This is a genomic window from Streptomyces sp. R11 (assembly GCF_041051905.1).
In the GTDB taxonomy this organism is placed as follows: Bacteria; Actinomycetota; Actinomycetes; order Streptomycetales; family Streptomycetaceae; genus Streptomyces.
Genome location: NZ_CP163432.1, coordinates 6,224,934 through 6,241,007, shown reverse-complemented (window position 1 = coordinate 6,241,007; position 16,074 = coordinate 6,224,934). Strand labels below are relative to the sequence as shown.

General features: G+C 68.5%; 18 protein-coding genes. 6 read left to right on the top strand and 12 right to left on the bottom strand.

Going from position 1 to position 16,074, the window contains the following annotated elements:
- Positions 1–135: 135 nt before the first annotated feature.
- The 3 genes from AB5J55_RS28940 to AB5J55_RS28930 form a co-directional block, all read right to left on the bottom strand.
- Positions 136–459, bottom strand: a complete 324-nt coding sequence (locus AB5J55_RS28940; protein ID WP_062717671.1) for an STAS domain-containing protein — start codon at positions 457–459, stop codon at positions 136–138.
- 213 nt (positions 460–672) lie between these two features.
- A complete protein-coding gene (locus AB5J55_RS28935; RefSeq protein WP_369273430.1) occupies positions 673–1,521 on the bottom strand; it encodes a 3-hydroxyacyl-CoA dehydrogenase family protein in 849 nt (282 codons plus the stop codon).
- A 139-nt stretch (positions 1,522–1,660) separates the two neighbouring features.
- The gene (locus AB5J55_RS28930) at positions 1,661–2,299 is read right to left on the bottom strand and encodes a TetR/AcrR family transcriptional regulator (RefSeq protein ID WP_363040792.1); all 639 of its coding nucleotides are present in this window, start codon (positions 2,297–2,299) and stop codon (positions 1,661–1,663) included.
- Positions 2,300–2,379: 80 nt separating this feature from the next.
- Between AB5J55_RS28930 and AB5J55_RS28925 the strand changes: the two genes are divergently transcribed.
- Genes AB5J55_RS28925 through AB5J55_RS28915 form a run of 3 tightly spaced genes read left to right on the top strand, consistent with a single transcriptional unit; the run spans position 2,380 to position 4,508 of the window.
- On the top strand, positions 2,380–3,162 hold the full coding sequence (locus tag AB5J55_RS28925) for an ABC transporter ATP-binding protein (protein WP_369273429.1): 783 nt from the start codon (positions 2,380–2,382) through the stop codon (positions 3,160–3,162).
- A 10-nt stretch (positions 3,163–3,172) separates the two neighbouring features.
- On the top strand, positions 3,173–3,922 hold the full coding sequence (locus AB5J55_RS28920) for an ABC transporter permease (RefSeq protein ID WP_369273428.1): 750 nt from the start codon (positions 3,173–3,175) through the stop codon (positions 3,920–3,922).
- Positions 3,923–3,935: 13 nt separating this feature from the next.
- Complete coding sequence (locus AB5J55_RS28915; protein WP_369273427.1) at positions 3,936–4,508, top strand: cob(I)yrinic acid a,c-diamide adenosyltransferase; 573 nt, start codon at positions 3,936–3,938, stop codon at positions 4,506–4,508.
- 154 nt (positions 4,509–4,662) lie between these two features.
- Here AB5J55_RS28915 and AB5J55_RS28910 read toward each other — a convergent pair whose 3' ends face one another.
- Positions 4,663–5,247, bottom strand: a complete 585-nt coding sequence (locus AB5J55_RS28910; RefSeq protein WP_369273426.1) for a hypothetical protein — start codon at positions 5,245–5,247, stop codon at positions 4,663–4,665.
- Between the two features lie 152 nt (positions 5,248–5,399).
- On the opposite strand from AB5J55_RS28910, the gene AB5J55_RS28905 reads away from it, so the two are divergent.
- From AB5J55_RS28905 to AB5J55_RS28895, 3 genes are all read left to right on the top strand, one after another.
- A complete protein-coding gene (locus AB5J55_RS28905; protein WP_369273425.1) occupies positions 5,400–6,587 on the top strand; it encodes a sensor histidine kinase in 1,188 nt (395 codons plus the stop codon).
- Positions 6,584–7,225, top strand: a complete 642-nt coding sequence (locus AB5J55_RS28900) for a response regulator (protein ID WP_369273424.1) — start codon at positions 6,584–6,586, stop codon at positions 7,223–7,225. The genes AB5J55_RS28905 and AB5J55_RS28900 overlap by 4 nt, the downstream gene beginning before the upstream one ends.
- A gap of 124 nt (positions 7,226–7,349) precedes the next feature.
- A complete protein-coding gene (locus AB5J55_RS28895; RefSeq protein WP_369273423.1) occupies positions 7,350–9,170 on the top strand; it encodes a glycosyl hydrolase family 18 protein in 1,821 nt (606 codons plus the stop codon).
- 5 nt (positions 9,171–9,175) lie between these two features.
- Here the strand turns inward: AB5J55_RS28895 and AB5J55_RS28890 are convergent, their stop codons facing one another.
- From AB5J55_RS28890 to atpE, 8 genes are all read right to left on the bottom strand, one after another.
- Positions 9,176–9,622 carry a DUF2550 domain-containing protein gene (locus AB5J55_RS28890; protein WP_062709764.1) on the bottom strand — a complete coding sequence of 149 codons (447 nt, stop codon included), beginning with the start codon at positions 9,620–9,622 and terminating at the stop codon, positions 9,176–9,178.
- A gap of 163 nt (positions 9,623–9,785) precedes the next feature.
- Positions 9,786–10,160, bottom strand: a complete 375-nt coding sequence (locus AB5J55_RS28885; RefSeq protein WP_328423388.1) for a F0F1 ATP synthase subunit epsilon — start codon at positions 10,158–10,160, stop codon at positions 9,786–9,788.
- 130 nt (positions 10,161–10,290) lie between these two features.
- A complete protein-coding gene (gene atpD / locus AB5J55_RS28880) occupies positions 10,291–11,727 on the bottom strand; it encodes a F0F1 ATP synthase subunit beta (RefSeq protein ID WP_369273422.1) in 1,437 nt (478 codons plus the stop codon).
- Complete coding sequence (locus AB5J55_RS28875; RefSeq protein WP_369273421.1) at positions 11,727–12,644, bottom strand: F0F1 ATP synthase subunit gamma; 918 nt, start codon at positions 12,642–12,644, stop codon at positions 11,727–11,729. The genes atpD and AB5J55_RS28875 overlap by 1 nt, the downstream gene beginning before the upstream one ends.
- Before the next feature lie 21 nt (positions 12,645–12,665).
- Positions 12,666–14,255, bottom strand: coding sequence for a F0F1 ATP synthase subunit alpha (gene atpA, locus AB5J55_RS28870; RefSeq protein WP_369273420.1), 1,590 nt, complete (start codon positions 14,253–14,255; stop codon positions 12,666–12,668).
- Between the two features lie 139 nt (positions 14,256–14,394).
- Positions 14,395–15,210 (bottom strand): F0F1 ATP synthase subunit delta, encoded by an 816-nt coding sequence (locus AB5J55_RS28865; protein ID WP_369273419.1) that lies wholly within the window; start codon positions 15,208–15,210, stop codon positions 14,395–14,397.
- The gene (locus AB5J55_RS28860) at positions 15,207–15,749 is read right to left on the bottom strand and encodes a F0F1 ATP synthase subunit B (RefSeq protein ID WP_369273418.1); all 543 of its coding nucleotides are present in this window, start codon (positions 15,747–15,749) and stop codon (positions 15,207–15,209) included. The genes AB5J55_RS28865 and AB5J55_RS28860 overlap by 4 nt, the downstream gene beginning before the upstream one ends.
- A gap of 41 nt (positions 15,750–15,790) precedes the next feature.
- Positions 15,791–16,021, bottom strand: a complete 231-nt coding sequence (gene atpE / locus AB5J55_RS28855) for an ATP synthase F0 subunit C (RefSeq protein ID WP_009321656.1) — start codon at positions 16,019–16,021, stop codon at positions 15,791–15,793.
- Positions 16,022–16,074: the final 53 nt, after the last annotated feature.

Here is a 16,074-nt window from a genome sequence, read left to right as displayed (position 1 = left end):
CCTAAACCTTCGCACAGTATCTACGACAGCTCGGGGTACCGCGCCGCCCGAGACATCACAGTCTCGTGAGAATTGTGCGCGACGTACGATTCGCAACCGGAACGTCCGACTGTCCCGCCCCACCCGTGCCGGGTGTCACACCCGAGGCAGGGACTCCACCCCGATGCCGCCCTCGATCGCCAGGATCCGGTGCAGCCGGGTGGCCACCAGCAGGCGCTGCATCTGCGGCGGTACTCCGCGCAGCACCAGGCGGCGGCCGCAGCGGCCGGCCCGCCGGTGGGCCCCCATGATCACCCCGAGTCCGGTGGCGTCCCAGGAGACCAGCTCGGACAGGTCGAGCACCAGATCGCCGACGCCGTCGTCGACGGCCGAGTGCAGGACCGTACGGGCGTCCGCCGCGCTGCGGACGTCGAGGACGCCCCCGACGACCAGTTCGGCGTGGTCGCCCCTGATGTGCATATGCGCTCCCCAAGCGTGCGTCGTGCTCCGCGATGCGTTGCCTGTTGACTGTGCCTGTATCTGTGCCTGTGTGTGTTGTGAGTCTTCGCGGTGACAGGTGATGCAACCTCTGACTGCGTTGAGCGGCCAGAGGTTGCCGTCTGTAAGCGAACCGATACCGAATTCACCCCATCGCGTGATGCGCGCAGGGGCTGTGCGGTGCTTTACGAAAGCTCAGTAGCTGTAGAAGCCTTGCCCGCTCTTGCGGCCGATGTCACCCGCGTCCACCATCCGGCGCATCAGCTCCGGCGGGGCGAACTTCTCGTCCTGGGACTCGGTGTAGATGTTGCTGGTGGCGTGCAGCAGGATGTCGACGCCGGTGAGGTCGGCCGTGGCGAGGGGCCCCATGGCGTGACCGAAGCCCAGCTTGCAGGCGAGGTCGATGTCCTCGGCGGTGGCGACGCCCGACTCGTAGAGCTTGGCGGCCTCGACGACGAGCGCCGAAATGAGGCGGGTCGTCACGAAACCGGCGACATCCCGGTTGACGACGATGCAGGTCTTGCCGACGGACTCGGCGAACTCACGCGCGGTGGCGAGGGTTTCGTCGCTCGTCTTGTAGCCGCGGACCAGCTCGCACAGCTGCATCATCGGGACCGGCGAGAAGAAGTGCACACCCACGACCCGCTCGGGGCGCTCGGTGGCGGCCGCGATCTTGGTGATCGGGATGGCGGAGGTGTTGGAGGCGAGCACGGTGTCCTCGCGCACGATCTTGTCGAGGGCGCGGAAGATCTCGTGCTTGACTTCGAGCTTCTCGAAGACGGCCTCGACGACGACGTCCGCGTCGGCGGCGGCGTCCAGGTCGGTGGTCGCGGTGATACGGGCCAGGGCGGCGTCGGCGTCGTGCGCCTCCAGCTTGCCCTTGCTGACGAACTTGTCGTACGACGCCTTGATGCCGTCGGTGCCGCGCTTCAACGCCTCGTCGGTGACGTCACGCAGGACCACGTCCCAGCCCGCCTGAGCGGAGACCTGAGCGATCCCGGAACCCATCAAGCCGGCGCCGATGACGGCAAGCTTCCGTGCCACTGTTGCGACTCCCCTTTGAAACGCCTTACACCCTGTTTAGGTTGCTCTTCGGCGGACCTTAGCGCTCGTGAGGGACTGTGTGACCGGTTAGTAACGCGAGTCACGTCTCACTTGACGGACATCACACCGGCACGGGCCATTACGCGCCACGGACGGCGTAGTTGAGCACCTTCTCGCTCAACAGCTCCTCTATGTCGTCGAGAAGGACCAGCATCTCTCGTGACACTTCGTCCGGATTGCGCCCCTTGAGCATCTCGCGGCCGACGGCGACGAAGACGGTGCCGTGGATCCAGGAGATCTGACCCGCGATCAGCCCGGGGAGCGGGTCACCGTCAGCCGCACCCGCCTCCTCACGCAGGGTGGCTTCGAGGTGGTCGAGGATCTCCTGCTGGAGGCTCCACAGCCGGGAGCGCAGCGGCGGCGCCTCGTGGATGACGCGCATGAAGCGGTCGTAGCCCTCCAGGAGGCCGATCCGCGGCGAGACCGCCTCGACCTCGGCGCGCATCTCACGCAGCACGGCCCGGGCCGCCGACTCCCCTTCGTCCCGGCCGCGCACCCAGCGGGAGAGCTGCTCGACGACACCGGCGGAGCGGTCGAAGAAGAGGTCCTCCTTCGCCGGGAAGTAGTTGTAGACGGTGTTGACGGAGACATCGGCGGCCTCCGCCACGTCCGCGATGGTCACCGTCAGGAACCCGTGCTCCAGGAACAGCCCGGTGGCGATGTCCGAGAGCCGCTGCCTCGTCTCGCGCTTCTTCCGCTCCCTGAGCCCTTCAGCCATGACCCACATCCTAGCTTCGCTGGGCTTTCTGAAACTTTGGGGTCATTGCAAAATTTAAGAGACTCTGTTTTTCTGGCGTCATGCCAATCATCAGTACGGCCGGACTGGCCCGTACCTTCCAGACCAAGCTCGGCCCGGTGGAGGCCGTGCGCGGCATCGACCTGGCAGTGCGCGAGGGCGAGATCCTCGGCTTCCTGGGGCCGAACGGGGCCGGCAAGACGACGACCCTGCGGATGCTGACGACCCTGCTGGCGCCCACCGGGGGCGCGGCCACCGTGGCGGGCTGCGATCTCGCGACCGACCCCGCCGGAGTACGGCGGGCGTGCGGTTACGTCGCCCAGTCGGGCGGAGTCGATCCGCAGATCAGCGTGCGGGAGGAGCTGGTCACCCAGGGCCGGCTGTACCGCCTGACGAAGCCGCAAGCGACCGAGCGCGCCGAGGAGTTGGCGCGCGACCTGGACCTGACCGACCTCCTCGACCGCAAGGCGGGTGCCCTCTCCGGCGGCCAGCGCCGACGCCTCGACATCGCGATGGCGCTCACGCACCGCCCGAAGGTCCTGTTCCTCGACGAGCCGACGACCGGCTTCGACCCCGGCAGCCGCGCCGACCTGTGGGACCTGATCCGGCGCCTGCGCGACGAGCACGGCACGACGGTGTTCCTGACCACCCACTACCTCGACGAGGCCGACGCCCTCTCCGACCGCCTGGTCGTCGTCGACCGGGGCGTGGTCGTGGCCGAGGGCACGCCGACCGCGCTGAAGCTGGAGTACGGCGGCTCGATCGACGCAAGCCTCCAGGACACGTTCCTCGCCATCACCGGCCGCGGTCCCGCCCCGGCCGACGCCGCCCCCGTAGCCGTATAGGACCCCTCTGATGCTGCTGAACGACACGGCCCTGATCTACGGCCGCTATCTCCGTCAGTCCCTGCGCTCCCGCTTCGCCCTGCTCTTCGGCGTGCTGATGCCGCTGCTGTACCTGCTGTTCTTCGGTCCGCTGCTGACGGATCTGCCGCTGGGCGGGGAGGGCAGTTCGTGGCAGGTCCTCGTCCCGGGGCTGTTGCTCCAACTCGGCCTGTTCGGGGCGTCGTTCGCCGGTTTCTCGATCATCATCGAGAAAGGCCAGGGGGTGGTGGAGCGGATGCGGGTGACGCCCGTCAGCCGACTCGCGCTGCTGCTCGGCCGGGTGCTGCGCGATGCCACGGTGTTCGTCTTCCAGGCGGTGCTGCTGGTGCTCGCGGCACTGGTGATGGGCCTGCGGGCGCCCCTGCCCGGCGTGCTGATCGGCTTCGCGTTCGTGGGACTGCTGACGGTGTCGCTCGCCTCGCTGTCGTACGCGCTCGCCATGAAGGTCCGCACCCCGCAGGAGTTCGGCCCGGCGATCAACGCCATGACGATGCCGATGATGCTGCTGTCGGGTCTGATGCTGCCGATGACGCTGGGGCCGAGGTGGCTGGACGTGTTGTCGCACTTCGTGCCGTTCCGCTATCTGGTGGACGCCGTGCGCGACGCGTACATCGGCTCGTACGCGACAACGCCCATGCTGTACGGCGTCCTGGTGGCCGTCGCCTTCGCCGGACTGGCCGTGACGGTCGGCACACGCGTGTTCCGAACCGCCGGAGCGTAACTACGCTGGCCACATGGTCAATCTGACGCGCATCTACACCAGGACCGGCGACCAGGGCACCACCGCCCTCGGCGACATGAGCCGGGTCGCCAAGACCGATCTGCGGATCTCGGCGTACGCCGACGCCAACGAGGCCAATGCGGTGCTCGGCACCGCCATCGCGCTGGGCGGGCTCGACGAGGAGGTCGTCAAGGTCCTCACCCGCGTGCAGAACGACCTGTTCGACGTGGGCGCGGACCTGTCGACGCCGGTGGTCGAGAACCCCGAGTTCCCGCCCCTGCGGGTCGAGCAGTTCTACATCGACAAGCTGGAAGCCGACTGCGACCACTTCAACGAACAGCTGGAGAAGCTGCGGTCCTTCATCCTGCCGGGCGGCACACCGGGCGCAGCCCTGCTGCACCAGGCCTGCACGGTCGTACGCCGGGCCGAGCGCTCGACGTGGGCGGCGCTGGAGGTCCACGGTGAGGTGATGAACCCGCTGACGGCGACCTATCTGAACCGCCTGTCCGACCTCCTGTTCATCCTGGCGAGGATCGCGAACAAGGAGGTCGGGGACGTGCTGTGGGTGCCGGGCGGGGAGCGCTAGGCCCTCCGCTGGAAGTGCCGCGATCTGCCGTCGTTCCGCTGCGGCGCCGTCGTGGCTGGTCGCGCCCACGCGGCGGAGCCGCACATCGATGCGGCCCCGCGCTCTTCAGGGCGCTGCCGAACCGCAGCCGACTTCACCCGATCCGCTCGGGCGCTCATCGGCGGGCCTTCTCCTTCGCCGCGACCAGCTGCTCGGCGTTCGCGGGCACGTCCTTGGGCTGCTTGGGCCAGATCAGGTAGGCCAGCGCGACCAGGCCGTGGATGCCGGCGGCGCGCAGTGCCACCCACTGGAAGGACCGCAGGGACGAGGTGTCGCCGTCCCCGACGTACCAGACCGCACCCTGGAGGAGCGCACAGGCGACCGCCGCCGCGAGCAACGTCCGCAGCCACAGGCGTCCCTCGTGCCGGGCCCTCGCCATGCCGTAGCGCGGAGGCTTGGGCGGGCGCGGGGCGCCTGCCAGGCGGTGGGCGGCGTGGCCGTCCAGCCAGCGGATCGTGTAGTGGCCGTACGCCACGGTGTAGCCGATGTAGATCGCGGCCAGGCCGTGCTCCCAGCCCGGCTCGGCGCCGTTCTTCAGGTCGATCGCCGTGGCGACGAACAGGACCAGCTCCAGCGCCGGCTCGCACAGCAGCAGCACCACGCTCGTACGGCGCCACTTCAGCAGGTAGCGGACGGCGAGGCCCAGGGCCAGCAGCACCCAGAAGCCGACCTCGCAGGCGATGATGAGGGCGACGATCACAACTTGCTCCCTTCGGTCACTTTTCCAGGCTCCCGTCGGGACAGGGCGCTTTCGTCGTCGCCACTGACGAACTCGCGGTACATCGAAAGATGCAGTCCAGGACCCTTCCCGGGAATCAGGCGCGGACCACGCCCACCGTGTTGGATGGAGCCATGCTCCTGCCCCGCCCGCGCCGCTTCGACGTGTACATCGCTGTCGGCGGGCTGCTCGGCGGCCTGCTGCTGGTGGGCATCGGCCTGGGCACCCGGCCCGCCGACGACCCGATCACGCTCTTCGACGGCCCCTGGCCCATCCTGGTGCCGCTCGCCGTCATGGCCTGCTGCGAGCTGCTGCGCCGGGCGGCCCCGCGCACAGCGCTGCTGACCGGCTCGGTCGCGATCTGCGCGGACGTCGTGACGCAGGGCAATCTGGCCACGGTCCTGATGTTCACCGACATCGTCTACGCGGCCGTGCTGTACGGCCCGCTCGCCTCGGCCCGCCGGATCCAGTGGATCACCGGCCTGCTCACGGTGGCCGCGACACTGGTGCCGTTCGCGGTGTGGCGCAAACCGGAGGCGCTGCTGATCGGCGTGGTCGTCGGAGTCGTGGCGTACGGGCCCGCTGCCACGGGCTGGATCGTGCGCAACCACCGTGACGCCGCCGAGGCCGCCCGGCTGCGCGCCGAACAGACCGCGCTGCTCGCCGAGATGGACCGCGCCCAGGCCGTGACGTCGGAACGCTCGCGCATGGCACGCGAGTTGCACGACATGGTCGCCAACCACCTGTCCGCCATCGCCATCCACTCCACCGCCGCGCTCTCCCTCGACGATCCGAAGACCTCCCGGGACGCCCTGACGGTCATCCGCGAGAACAGCGTCGAGGGCCTCGCCGAGATGCGTCGACTCATCGGCATCCTGCGCGACTCCAGTGGCGACACCGAGCCGGTCGCCGCCCCCACGCTCGACGGCCTGGACGCACTGGTCGAGGGCGCCCGCGCCAACGGCCTCGACGCCCACCTCGACGCGGACCCCGGCACCGTCCCCACCCCCGTCGAACTCGCCGCCTACCGCATCGTGCAGGAGTCGCTGACCAACGCCCTCAAGCACGCCGGCCCTGGCCGGGTCACCGTGTCCCTCGCCCGGCGGGACGGCTCGCTCACCGTCACGGTGACCAGCCCGTACGGCGACCGTGACGGCCCGCGCGCCCCCGGCTCCGGCGCCGGTCTGGTCGGCATGCGGGAACGCGTCGCGCTGCTGGGCGGCACCTTCGAGGCCGGCCCCGAGGACTCGCCCGACGGCAAGGTCTGGGCCGTACGCGCCGCCCTCCCCGTCACCGACACGGTCGAAGGAGACCCCGCATGATCCGCGTGCTCGTCGCCGAGGACCAGTCCGCCGTCCGCGCCGGACTGGTCCTCATCCTGCGCAGCGCGCCCGACATCGAGGTGGTCGGGGAGGCGGCGGACGGTGAGCAGGCGGTGTCCCTGGCCCGCGAACTGCGACCCGACCTGGTGCTGATGGACGTACAGATGCCGCGCCTGGACGGGGTGTCCGCGACCCGGCAGGTCGTCGCCGAGCGGCTGGCCGACGTGCTCGTGCTGACCACCTTCGACCTCGACGAGTACGTGTTCGGGGCGCTGCGGGCTGGCGCCTCCGGGTTCCTGCTGAAGAACACCGACGCCAAGGACCTGCTGGAGGCGGTACGCACGGTGGCGCGCGGCGAGGGCCTCATCGCCCCGGCCGTCACCCGGCGCCTGATCGCCGAGTTCGCCGCGAAGCCCGTGCGGGAGCCGACGGCCGACCTGTCCGTCCTGGACAGCCTCACCCGGCGCGAGCGCGAGGTGCTGTCCTGCCTGGGCGAGGGCCTGTCCAACGCCGACATCGCGTCCCGGCTCGACATGGCCGAGGCGACCGTAAAGACACATGTCAGCCGATTGCTGGGGAAACTGGAACTGCGCAGCCGGGTCCAAGCGGCGGTATTGGCCCAGGAGTTGGGGATCTGAGGTTTACATCTCGGAACTGGTCCAGACCTATTGACCGGTGGTCCAGACCTTTCTATTCTCACCGCACCATGAGTGGGCGTGAGGCTCAGTCGCGCCCCGTGACTCCCCATCAAGGAGGCGCAGCATGCGCTTCAGACACAGAGCCTTGGCAGGGTTCGCGACTCTGCTGCTCCCGCTGGCCGGTCTGGTCGGCCTCGCGAGCCCGGCCGAAGCCGCCACGTCCGCCACCGCCACCTACGCCAAGACCCAGGACTGGGGCTCCGGCTTCGAGGGCAAGTGGACGGTGAAGAACACCGGCACGACCGCCCTCAGCTCCTGGACCGTCGAGTGGGACTTCCCCTCCGGCACGTCCGTCACCTCCGCCTGGGACGCCGACGTCACCTCCTCCGGCACCCACTGGACCGCCAAGAACAAGTCCTGGAACGGCTCCCTCGCCCCCGGCGCCTCCGTCACCTTCGGCTTCAACGGCACCGGCACCGGCTCCCCCGCCAACTGCAAGCTCAACGGCGGCAGTTGTGACGGCGGCAGCGTCCCCGGCGACAACCCGCCGTCCGCTCCCGGGACGCCCAGCGCTTCCGACATCACCAACACCTCGGTGAAGCTGACCTGGTCGGCCGCCACCGACGACAAGGGCATCAAGAATTACGACGTCCTGCGCGACGGCGCCAAGGTCGCGACGGTGACGGCCACGTCGTACACCGACAGCGGTCTGACGGCCGGCACCGACTACTCCTACACCGTCCAGGCCCGCGACACCGCCGACCAGACCGGTCCGGCGAGCGGTGCCCGCGCGGTGCGCACCACCGGCGGCGGCACCGACCCGAACCCGGGCGCGAAGATCAACCTCGGCTACTTCACCGAGTGGGGCGTCTACGGCCGCAACTACCACGTCAAGAACCTGGTGACCTCGGGCTCCGCCTCGAAGATCACCCACATCAACTACGCGTTCGGCAACGTCAAGAACGGTCAGTGCACCGTCGACGACACCTACGCCGCCTACGACAAGGCCTACACCGCAGACCAGTCCGTCAGCGGCACCGCCGACACCTGGGACCAGCCGCTGCGCGGCAACTTCAACCAGCTGCGCCAGCTGAAGGCCAAGTACCCGCACATCAAGGTGCTGTACTCGTTCGGCGGCTGGACCTACTCCGGCGGCTTCGGCCAGGCGGCTGCCAACGCGTCGGCGTTCGCCAAGTCCTGCAAGGCCGTCGTGGAGGACCCGCGCTGGGCCGACGTCTTCGACGGCATCGACATCGACTGGGAGTACCCGAACGCCTGCGGCCTGACCTGCGACACCTCAGGACCTGCCGCGTTCAAGAACCTGATGTCCGCGCTGCGCACCGAGTTCGGCTCCAACTACCTGGTCACCGCGGCCATCACCGCCGACGGCTCCAACGGCGGCAAGATCGACGCGGCCGACTACGGCGGCGCCTCCCAGTACCTCGACTGGTACAACGTGATGACGTACGACTACTTCGGCGCCTTCGACGCGGACGGTCCGACCGCCCCGCACTCGCCGCTGACCTCGTACGCCGGCATCCCGCAGGCGGGCTTCAACTCCGCCGACGCGATCGCCAAGCTGAAGTCGAAGGGCGTCCCGTCCGCCAAGCTGCTGCTCGGCATCGGCTTCTACGGCCGCGGCTGGACCGGCGTCACCCAGTCCGCCCCCGGCGGCTCGGCGACCGGCGCGGCCCCCGGCACCTACGAAGCGGGCATCGAGGACTACAAGGTCCTCAAGAACTCCTGCCCGTCGAACGGCACCATCGCCGGCACGGCCTACGCGCACTGCGGCAACAACTGGTGGTCCTACGACACCCCGTCGACCATCGCCGGAAAGATGACCTGGGCCAAGAACCAGGGCCTCGGCGGCGCGTTCTTCTGGGAGTTCAGCGGGGACACCAGCAACGGTGAGCTGGTGACCGCCATCAACAGCGGGCTGAAGTAGGCCCGTTAAGCAACGTTGACGCGCTGACCGGGCGGGGCTGCTTCCAGCCACGCGAGAAATCCGGTCAGCGCGTCTTCGCTCATGGCGAGTTCGAGGCGGGTGCCCCGATGGAGACAGGTGAGGATCACCGCGTCGGAGAGCAGCGCCAGTTCCTCCTCGCCGTCGGGTACCCGGCGGCCGGCCACCTCGATGGCGGAGCGCTCCAGGATGCGGCGCGGGCGATAGGCGTAGGAGAAGACGCGGTACCACTCGATGCGGTCGCCGTTGTAGCGGGCGACGCCGTAGCTCCAGCCCTTGCCGCTGGTGTCGGGTTTCTCCGGCACGTCCCAGCGCAGGGAACAGTCGAACGTGCCGCCCGAGCGCTGGATGAGCCTTCGGCGCAGGCCGAAGACGAACAACCCCAGCACCACGAGGGCGACGACGATTCCGCACACAGTCAGAGCGAGGACCATCGACACCGACCTCCTCGTCTCCTAGGTAACGGAACGGAAAAAACTTCCATATCTGCCTCAGCCGCGACCGGCACCGGATTGCTCCGGTCCCAGCCGCGGCTGAGTGACGTCATCGCGTGCGCTCCCTCCAGAGCCTAAAGGGCCCGGGAGGTATCTCCAGGGGTCAGCGCGCCGTCGCCGCCCGCAGACGGACCTCCGCGCGGCGCTCGGCGGAGGCGTCGTCGTCGGACTGCGCGCGCTCCAGCGCCCGCTCCGCGCGCTGGACATCGATCTCGTCCGACAGCTCGGCGATCTCGGCCAGCAGCGACAGCTTGTCGTCAGCGAAGGAGACGAAACCGCCGTGCACCGCGGCGATGACGGTTCCACCTTCACTCGTACGGATGGTCACCGGGCCCGACTCCAGCACACCGAGCAGCGGCTGGTGACCGGGCATGACGCCGATGTCGCCGGACGTGGTACGCGCGACGACCAGGGTGGCCTGGCCCGACCAGACCTCACGGTCGGCGGCGACCAGCGCGACGTGCAGCTCAGCAGCCAAGGTGGCTCCTCGGGTCACCACCCGGCGGGTTCTGCCGGGTGTTGGTTACAAGTCTAATAGGCATGGAAGAGGGGGCGGGACGTGCCCCGCCCCCTCACCAAAGAGCACAAGGCTCACAAGCACCGGTACGTCAGGAGACGCCCAGCTCCTTCGCGTTCTTCTTCAGGTCCTCGATACCACCGCAGAGGAAGAATGCCTGCTCCGGGAAGTGGTCGAAGTCACCGTCGATGATCGCGTTGAACGCGGTGATCGACTCGTCCAGCGGCACGTCCGAGCCGTCCACGCCGGTGAACTGCTTGGCGACGTGAGTGTTCTGGGACAGGAAGCGCTCGACACGGCGGGCACGCTGGACGACCAGCTTGTCCTCCTCGCCGAGCTCGTCGATGCCGAGGATGGCGATGATGTCCTGGAGGTCCTTGTACTTCTGCAGGATCCCCTTGACGCGCATGGCGGTGTTGTAGTGGTCCGCCGCGATGTAGCGCGGGTCCAGGATCCGGGACGTGGAGTCCAGCGGGTCCACGGCCGGGTAGATGCCCTTCTCGGAGATCGGACGGGACAGCACCGTCGTCGCGTCGAGGTGGGCGAACGTGGTGGCCGGGGCCGGGTCGGTCAGGTCGTCCGCGGGGACGTAGATCGCCTGCATCGAGGTGATCGAGTGACCACGGGTCGAGGTGATGCGCTCCTGGAGGAGACCCATCTCGTCGGCCAGGTTCGGCTGGTAACCCACCGCGGAGGGCATCCGGCCGAGCAGGGTCGAGACCTCGGAACCGGCCTGCGTGAAGCGGAAGATGTTGTCGATGAAGAACAGCACGTCCTGCTTCTGGACGTCACGGAAGTACTCGGCCATGGTGAGGCCGGCCAGCGCGACGCGCAGACGGGTGCCCGGGGGCTCGTCCATCTGACCGAAGACCAGGGCGGTCTTGTCGATGACGCCCGACTCGGCCATCTCCTCGATGAGGTCGTTGCCCTCACGGGTGCGCTCACCGACACCGGCGAACACGGAGACACCGTCGTGGTTGTTGGCGACGCGGTAGATCATCTCCTGGATGAGCACCGTCTTGCCGACACCGGCACCACCGAACAGACCGATCTTTCCACCCTTGACGTACGGGGTGAGAAGGTCGATGACCTTGACGCCGGTCTCGAACATCTCGGTCTTCGACTCGAGCTCGTCGAAGTTCGGCGCCTTGCGGTGGATGCCCCAGCGCTCGCCGTCGTAGGTCTCGTCGACGTTCAGCACCTCACCGAGGGTGTTGAACACCTTGCCCTTGGTGAAGTCGCCGACGGGCACCGTGATGGAGGCACCGGTGTCGGTGACCGGGGCCTGGCGGACCAGACCGTCGGTGGGCTGCATCGAGATCGTGCGGACCAGGCCGTCACCCAGGTGCTGGGCGACCTCCAGGGTCAGCGTCTTCTTCTCGCCGTCCTTGGCCGGGTCGGCCACCTCGACGTGAAGGGCGTTGTAGATCTCCGGCATGGCGTCGACGGGGAATTCCACGTCGACGACCGGGCCGATGACCCGGGCGACGCGGCCCGTGGCAACGGCCGTCTCAACTGTCGTCGTCATTACCTGTCACTCCCCGCGGTCGCGTCGGCCAGGGCTGCGGAGCCACCGACGATCTCGCTGATTTCCTGGGTGATTTCGGCCTGGCGGGCCGCGTTGGCAAGCCGCGAGAGCGTCTCGATGAGCTCTCCCGCGTTGTCGGTGGCCGACTTCATCGCGCGCCGCGTGGCGGCGTGCTTGGAGGCGGCCGACTGGAGCAGCGCGTTGTAGATACGGCTCTCCACGTAGCGCGGCAGCAGGGCGTCGAGGACGTCCTCCGCCGAGGGCTCGAAGTCGAACAGCGGGCGGATCTCGCCCGAGGGCGCGGACTCCTTGGCCACCTCTTCGAGGCTGAGCGGCAGCAGACGGTCGTCGAGGGCCGTCTGCGTCATCATCGAGACGAACTCGGTGAAGACGATGTGGAGTTCGTCCACGCCACCCTCGGCCGTGTCCTTCTCGATCGCCTCGATCAGCGGCGCCGCGACCTTCTTGGCGTCCGCGTACGACGGCTCGTCCGTGAACCCGCTCCACGACTCCGCGATCTTGCGCTCACGGAAGTTGTAGTGGGCGACACCACGGCGGCCGACGATGTAGATCTCGACCTCCTGGCCCTCGCGCTCCAGACGCGCGGTCAGCTGCTCCGCGATCTTGATGGCGTTCGAGTTGAAGGCGCCGGCGAGACCCCGGTCGCTCGTCAGGAGCAGCACCGCGGACCGCGTGACCGTCTCGGCCTGCGTGGTCAGCGGGTGCTTGGTGTTCGAGCCGGTACCGACCGCCGTGACCGCGCGGGTGAGCTCGGTCGCGTACGGCGTGGAGGCCGCCACCTTGCGCTGCGCCTTGACGACGCGCGAGGCGGCGATCATCTCCATCGCCTTGGTGATCTTCTTGGTCGCGGTGACGGATCGGATGCGACGCTTGTAGACCCGGAGCTGGGCTCCCATGAGTCAGGTCCCTTCCTTACGTCACTTGCCGGAGGCCGGGGCGTCCTCGCCGAGAAGCTTGCCGTCCGAGGTCTCGAACTGCTTCTTGAAGTCGGCGATCGCGTCGGCAACAGCGGTGAGGGTGTCGTCCGACATCTTGCCGCCCTCCTTGATGGAGGTCATGAGGCCCTGCTCCTTGCGGTGCAGGTACTCCAAGAGCTCCTTCTCGAAGCGGCGGATGTCGTTGACCGGAACGTCGTCCATCTTGCCGGTGGTGGCACCCCAGACCGAGACGACCTGGTCCTCGGTGGCCATCGGCTGGTACTGAGCCTGCTTGAGCAGCTCGACCAGACGCGAACCACGCTCCAGCTGCGCCTTCGACGCGGCGTCCAGGTCGGAACCGAAGGCGGCGAACGCCTCCAGCTCGCGGTACTGGGCCAGGTCCAGACGCAGACGACCGGAGACCTGCTTCATCGCCTTGTGCTGCGCGGAACCACCGACTCGGGAGACGGAGATACCGACGTTCAGCGCGGGGCGCTGACCGGCGTTGAACAGGTCCGACTCCAGGAAGCACTGGCCGTCGGTGATGGAGATGACGTTGGTCGGGATGAACGCCGAGACGTCGTTGGCCTTGGTCTCGACGATCGGCAGACCCGTCATCGAACCGGCGCCCATGTCGTCGGAGAGCTTCGCGCAGCGCTCCAGCAGACGGGAGTGCAGGTAGAAGACGTCACCCGGGTAGGCCTCACGGCCCGGCGGGCGGCGCAGCAGCAGGGACACGGCGCGGTAGGCGTCGGCCTGCTTCGAGAGGTCGTCGAAGATGATGAGGACGTGCTTGCCCTCGTACATCCACTGCTGGCCGATGGCCGAACCGGTGTAGGGGGCCAGGTACTTGAAGCCCGCCGGGTCGGACGCCGGAGCGGCGACGATGGTCGTGTACTCGAGCGCGCCGTTCTCCTCCAGCGCGCGGCGGACCGACGCGATGGTCGAGCCCTTCTGGCCGATGGCGACGTAGATGCAGCGGACCTGCTTGTTCACGTCGCCCGAGCGCCAGTTGTCGCGCTGGTTGATGATCGTGTCGACAGCCAGGGCGGTCTTGCCGGTCTGGCGGTCACCGATGATCAGCTGACGCTGACCACGGCCGATCGGGGTCATCGCGTCGACGGCCTTGTAGCCGGTCTCCATCGGCTCGTGCACCGACTTACGGGCCATGACGCCCGGAGCCTGCAGCTCGAGGGCGCGGCGGCCGGACGTCTCGATCTCGCCGAGGCCGTCGATCGGGTTGCCGAGCGGGTCGACGACGCGGCCGAGGTAGCCCTCGCCGACCGCCACGGAGAGGACCTCACCGGTACGGGAGACCGGCTGACCCTCCTCGATGCCGCTGAACTCACCGAGGACGACAGCGCCGATCTCGCGCTCTTCCAGGTTGAGCGCGAGTCCGAGGGTGCCGTCCTCGAACTTCAGCAGTTCGTTGGCCATGGCCGAGGGCAGGCCCTCGACCTTCGCGATGCCGTCGCCGGCAAGGGTGACCGTACCGACCTCCTCGCGCGAGGCCGCGTCCGGCTTGTACGACTGGACGAAGTTCTCCAGCGCGTCCCGGATCTCCTCCGGCCGGATCGTGAGCTCCGCCATCTGGGTTCCCTGCTCTCCTTGTTGGGCCCGAAGTTTCACTTTGGGGGGATGGGGACTCCCCCCATAAAAGAGGTGAATCCTCTGCACGGCCCAACATGGGCCGTCGTAAGTACGTACTGCTCTTGCTATGAAGTTGCTGCTAGCTCGCCAGTCGGCGGCCGGCGTCCTCGATGCGGTCCGCGAGGGAGCCGTTGATGACCTCGTCACCGACCCGCACCCGGATTCCGCCGACGACCTCGGGGTCCACGTCCAGGTTGAGGTGCATCTGGCGGCCGTAGAGCTTCGCGAGGGCGGCGCCCAGGCGCTGCTTCTGCGGGTCGCTCAGCGGCACCGCCGAGGTGACGATGGCCACCATGCGGTCCCGGCGCTCGGCGGCGAGCTTGGACAGGGACTCCAGTCCCGACTCCAGGCTACGTCCACGCGGCGCGGTCACAAGACGCGTCACCAGACGCTCGGTGGTCGCCTTGGCCCGGCCGCCGAGCAGGCTGCGCAGCAGCTCGCTCTTGGCCGACGCCGTTGCGGCGCGGTTGGTCAGCGCGGCGCGCAGCTCGGTGCTCGAGAAGACGATCCGGCCGAACCGGAACAGCTCGTCCTCGACGTCGTCGAGCCTGCCCGTGCGCTGCGCGGCGGTGAGGTCGGCGGTGTTCGCCAGCTCCTCCAGCGCGTCCACCAGGTCGCGGGACTGCGACCAGCGGGAACGCACCATGCCGGCCAGCAGGTCAGCGGTCTCGCCGCCGACCTGGCCGCCGAGCAGGCGCTGAGCCAGCTCGGCCTTGGCCTCGCCGGCCTGCGCCGGGTCGGTGAGGACCCGACGCAGCGACACCTCGCGGTCGAGCAGCGCGGTGACGGCGGCCAGTTCGTCGGCGAGCTTGGCCGCGTCGACGGACGTGTTGTCCGTCAGCGCGTCGAGACGCTCACGTGCGGCTGCCAGGGCCTCGCGGCTCGCTCCGTTCATCGCGCGGCCTCGGCCTTCTCCTCGAGGTCCTCGAGGAAGCGGTCGATGACACGGCTCTGCCGGGCGTGGTCCTCGAGGGACTCGCCGACGAGCTTGCCGGCCAGTTCGGTGGCGAGCTTGCCGACGTCCTGGCGCAGCGCGGAGGACGCAGCCTTGCGGTCGGCCTCGATCTGGGCGTGACCGGCGGCGACGATCTCCTCACGCTGCCGCTGGCCTTCCGCGCGCATCTCGGCGATGAGCGTGGCGCCCTGCTCCTGCGCCTCCTGACGCAGACGCGCGGCCTCGTGCCGGGCCTCGGCGAGCTGGGCCTTGTACTGCTCCAGAACGCTCTGGGCCTCGGTCTGGGCGGCCTCGGCCTTCTCGATACCGCCCTCGATGGCCTCGCGGCGCTCTTCCAGAACCTTGTTGATGTTCGGGAGGAGCTTCTTGGCGAGGAAGCCGAAGACGATGACGAAGGCGAGGAGGCCGATGACAAGCTCAGGGATCGGCGGGATGAGAGGGTTCTCCCCCTCGCTCGCCGCGATGAGCAGCTGGCTCATGTGAGTGCCTTTCGTCTAGTCGGCTGGACTGTATTCGCTGATCAGTAGCCGTAGACGAACGGCATGACCAGACCGATCAGGGCGAGCGCCTCACAGAAGGCGAAGCCGAGGATCTGGTTGGCACGGATCAGGCCGGCAGCCTCGGGCTGACGGGCCAGGGCCTGGGTGCCGTTACCGAAGATGATGCCGACGCCGACGCCGGGGCCGATCGCGGCGAGGCCGTAACCGATGGAGCCGAGGGAGCCTTCGACAGCAGCAAGGGTCTGGGACATGCCAGTTCTTCCTTTTCTTTACGGACCGATGGGGGTTGGCCACCGGACGATCT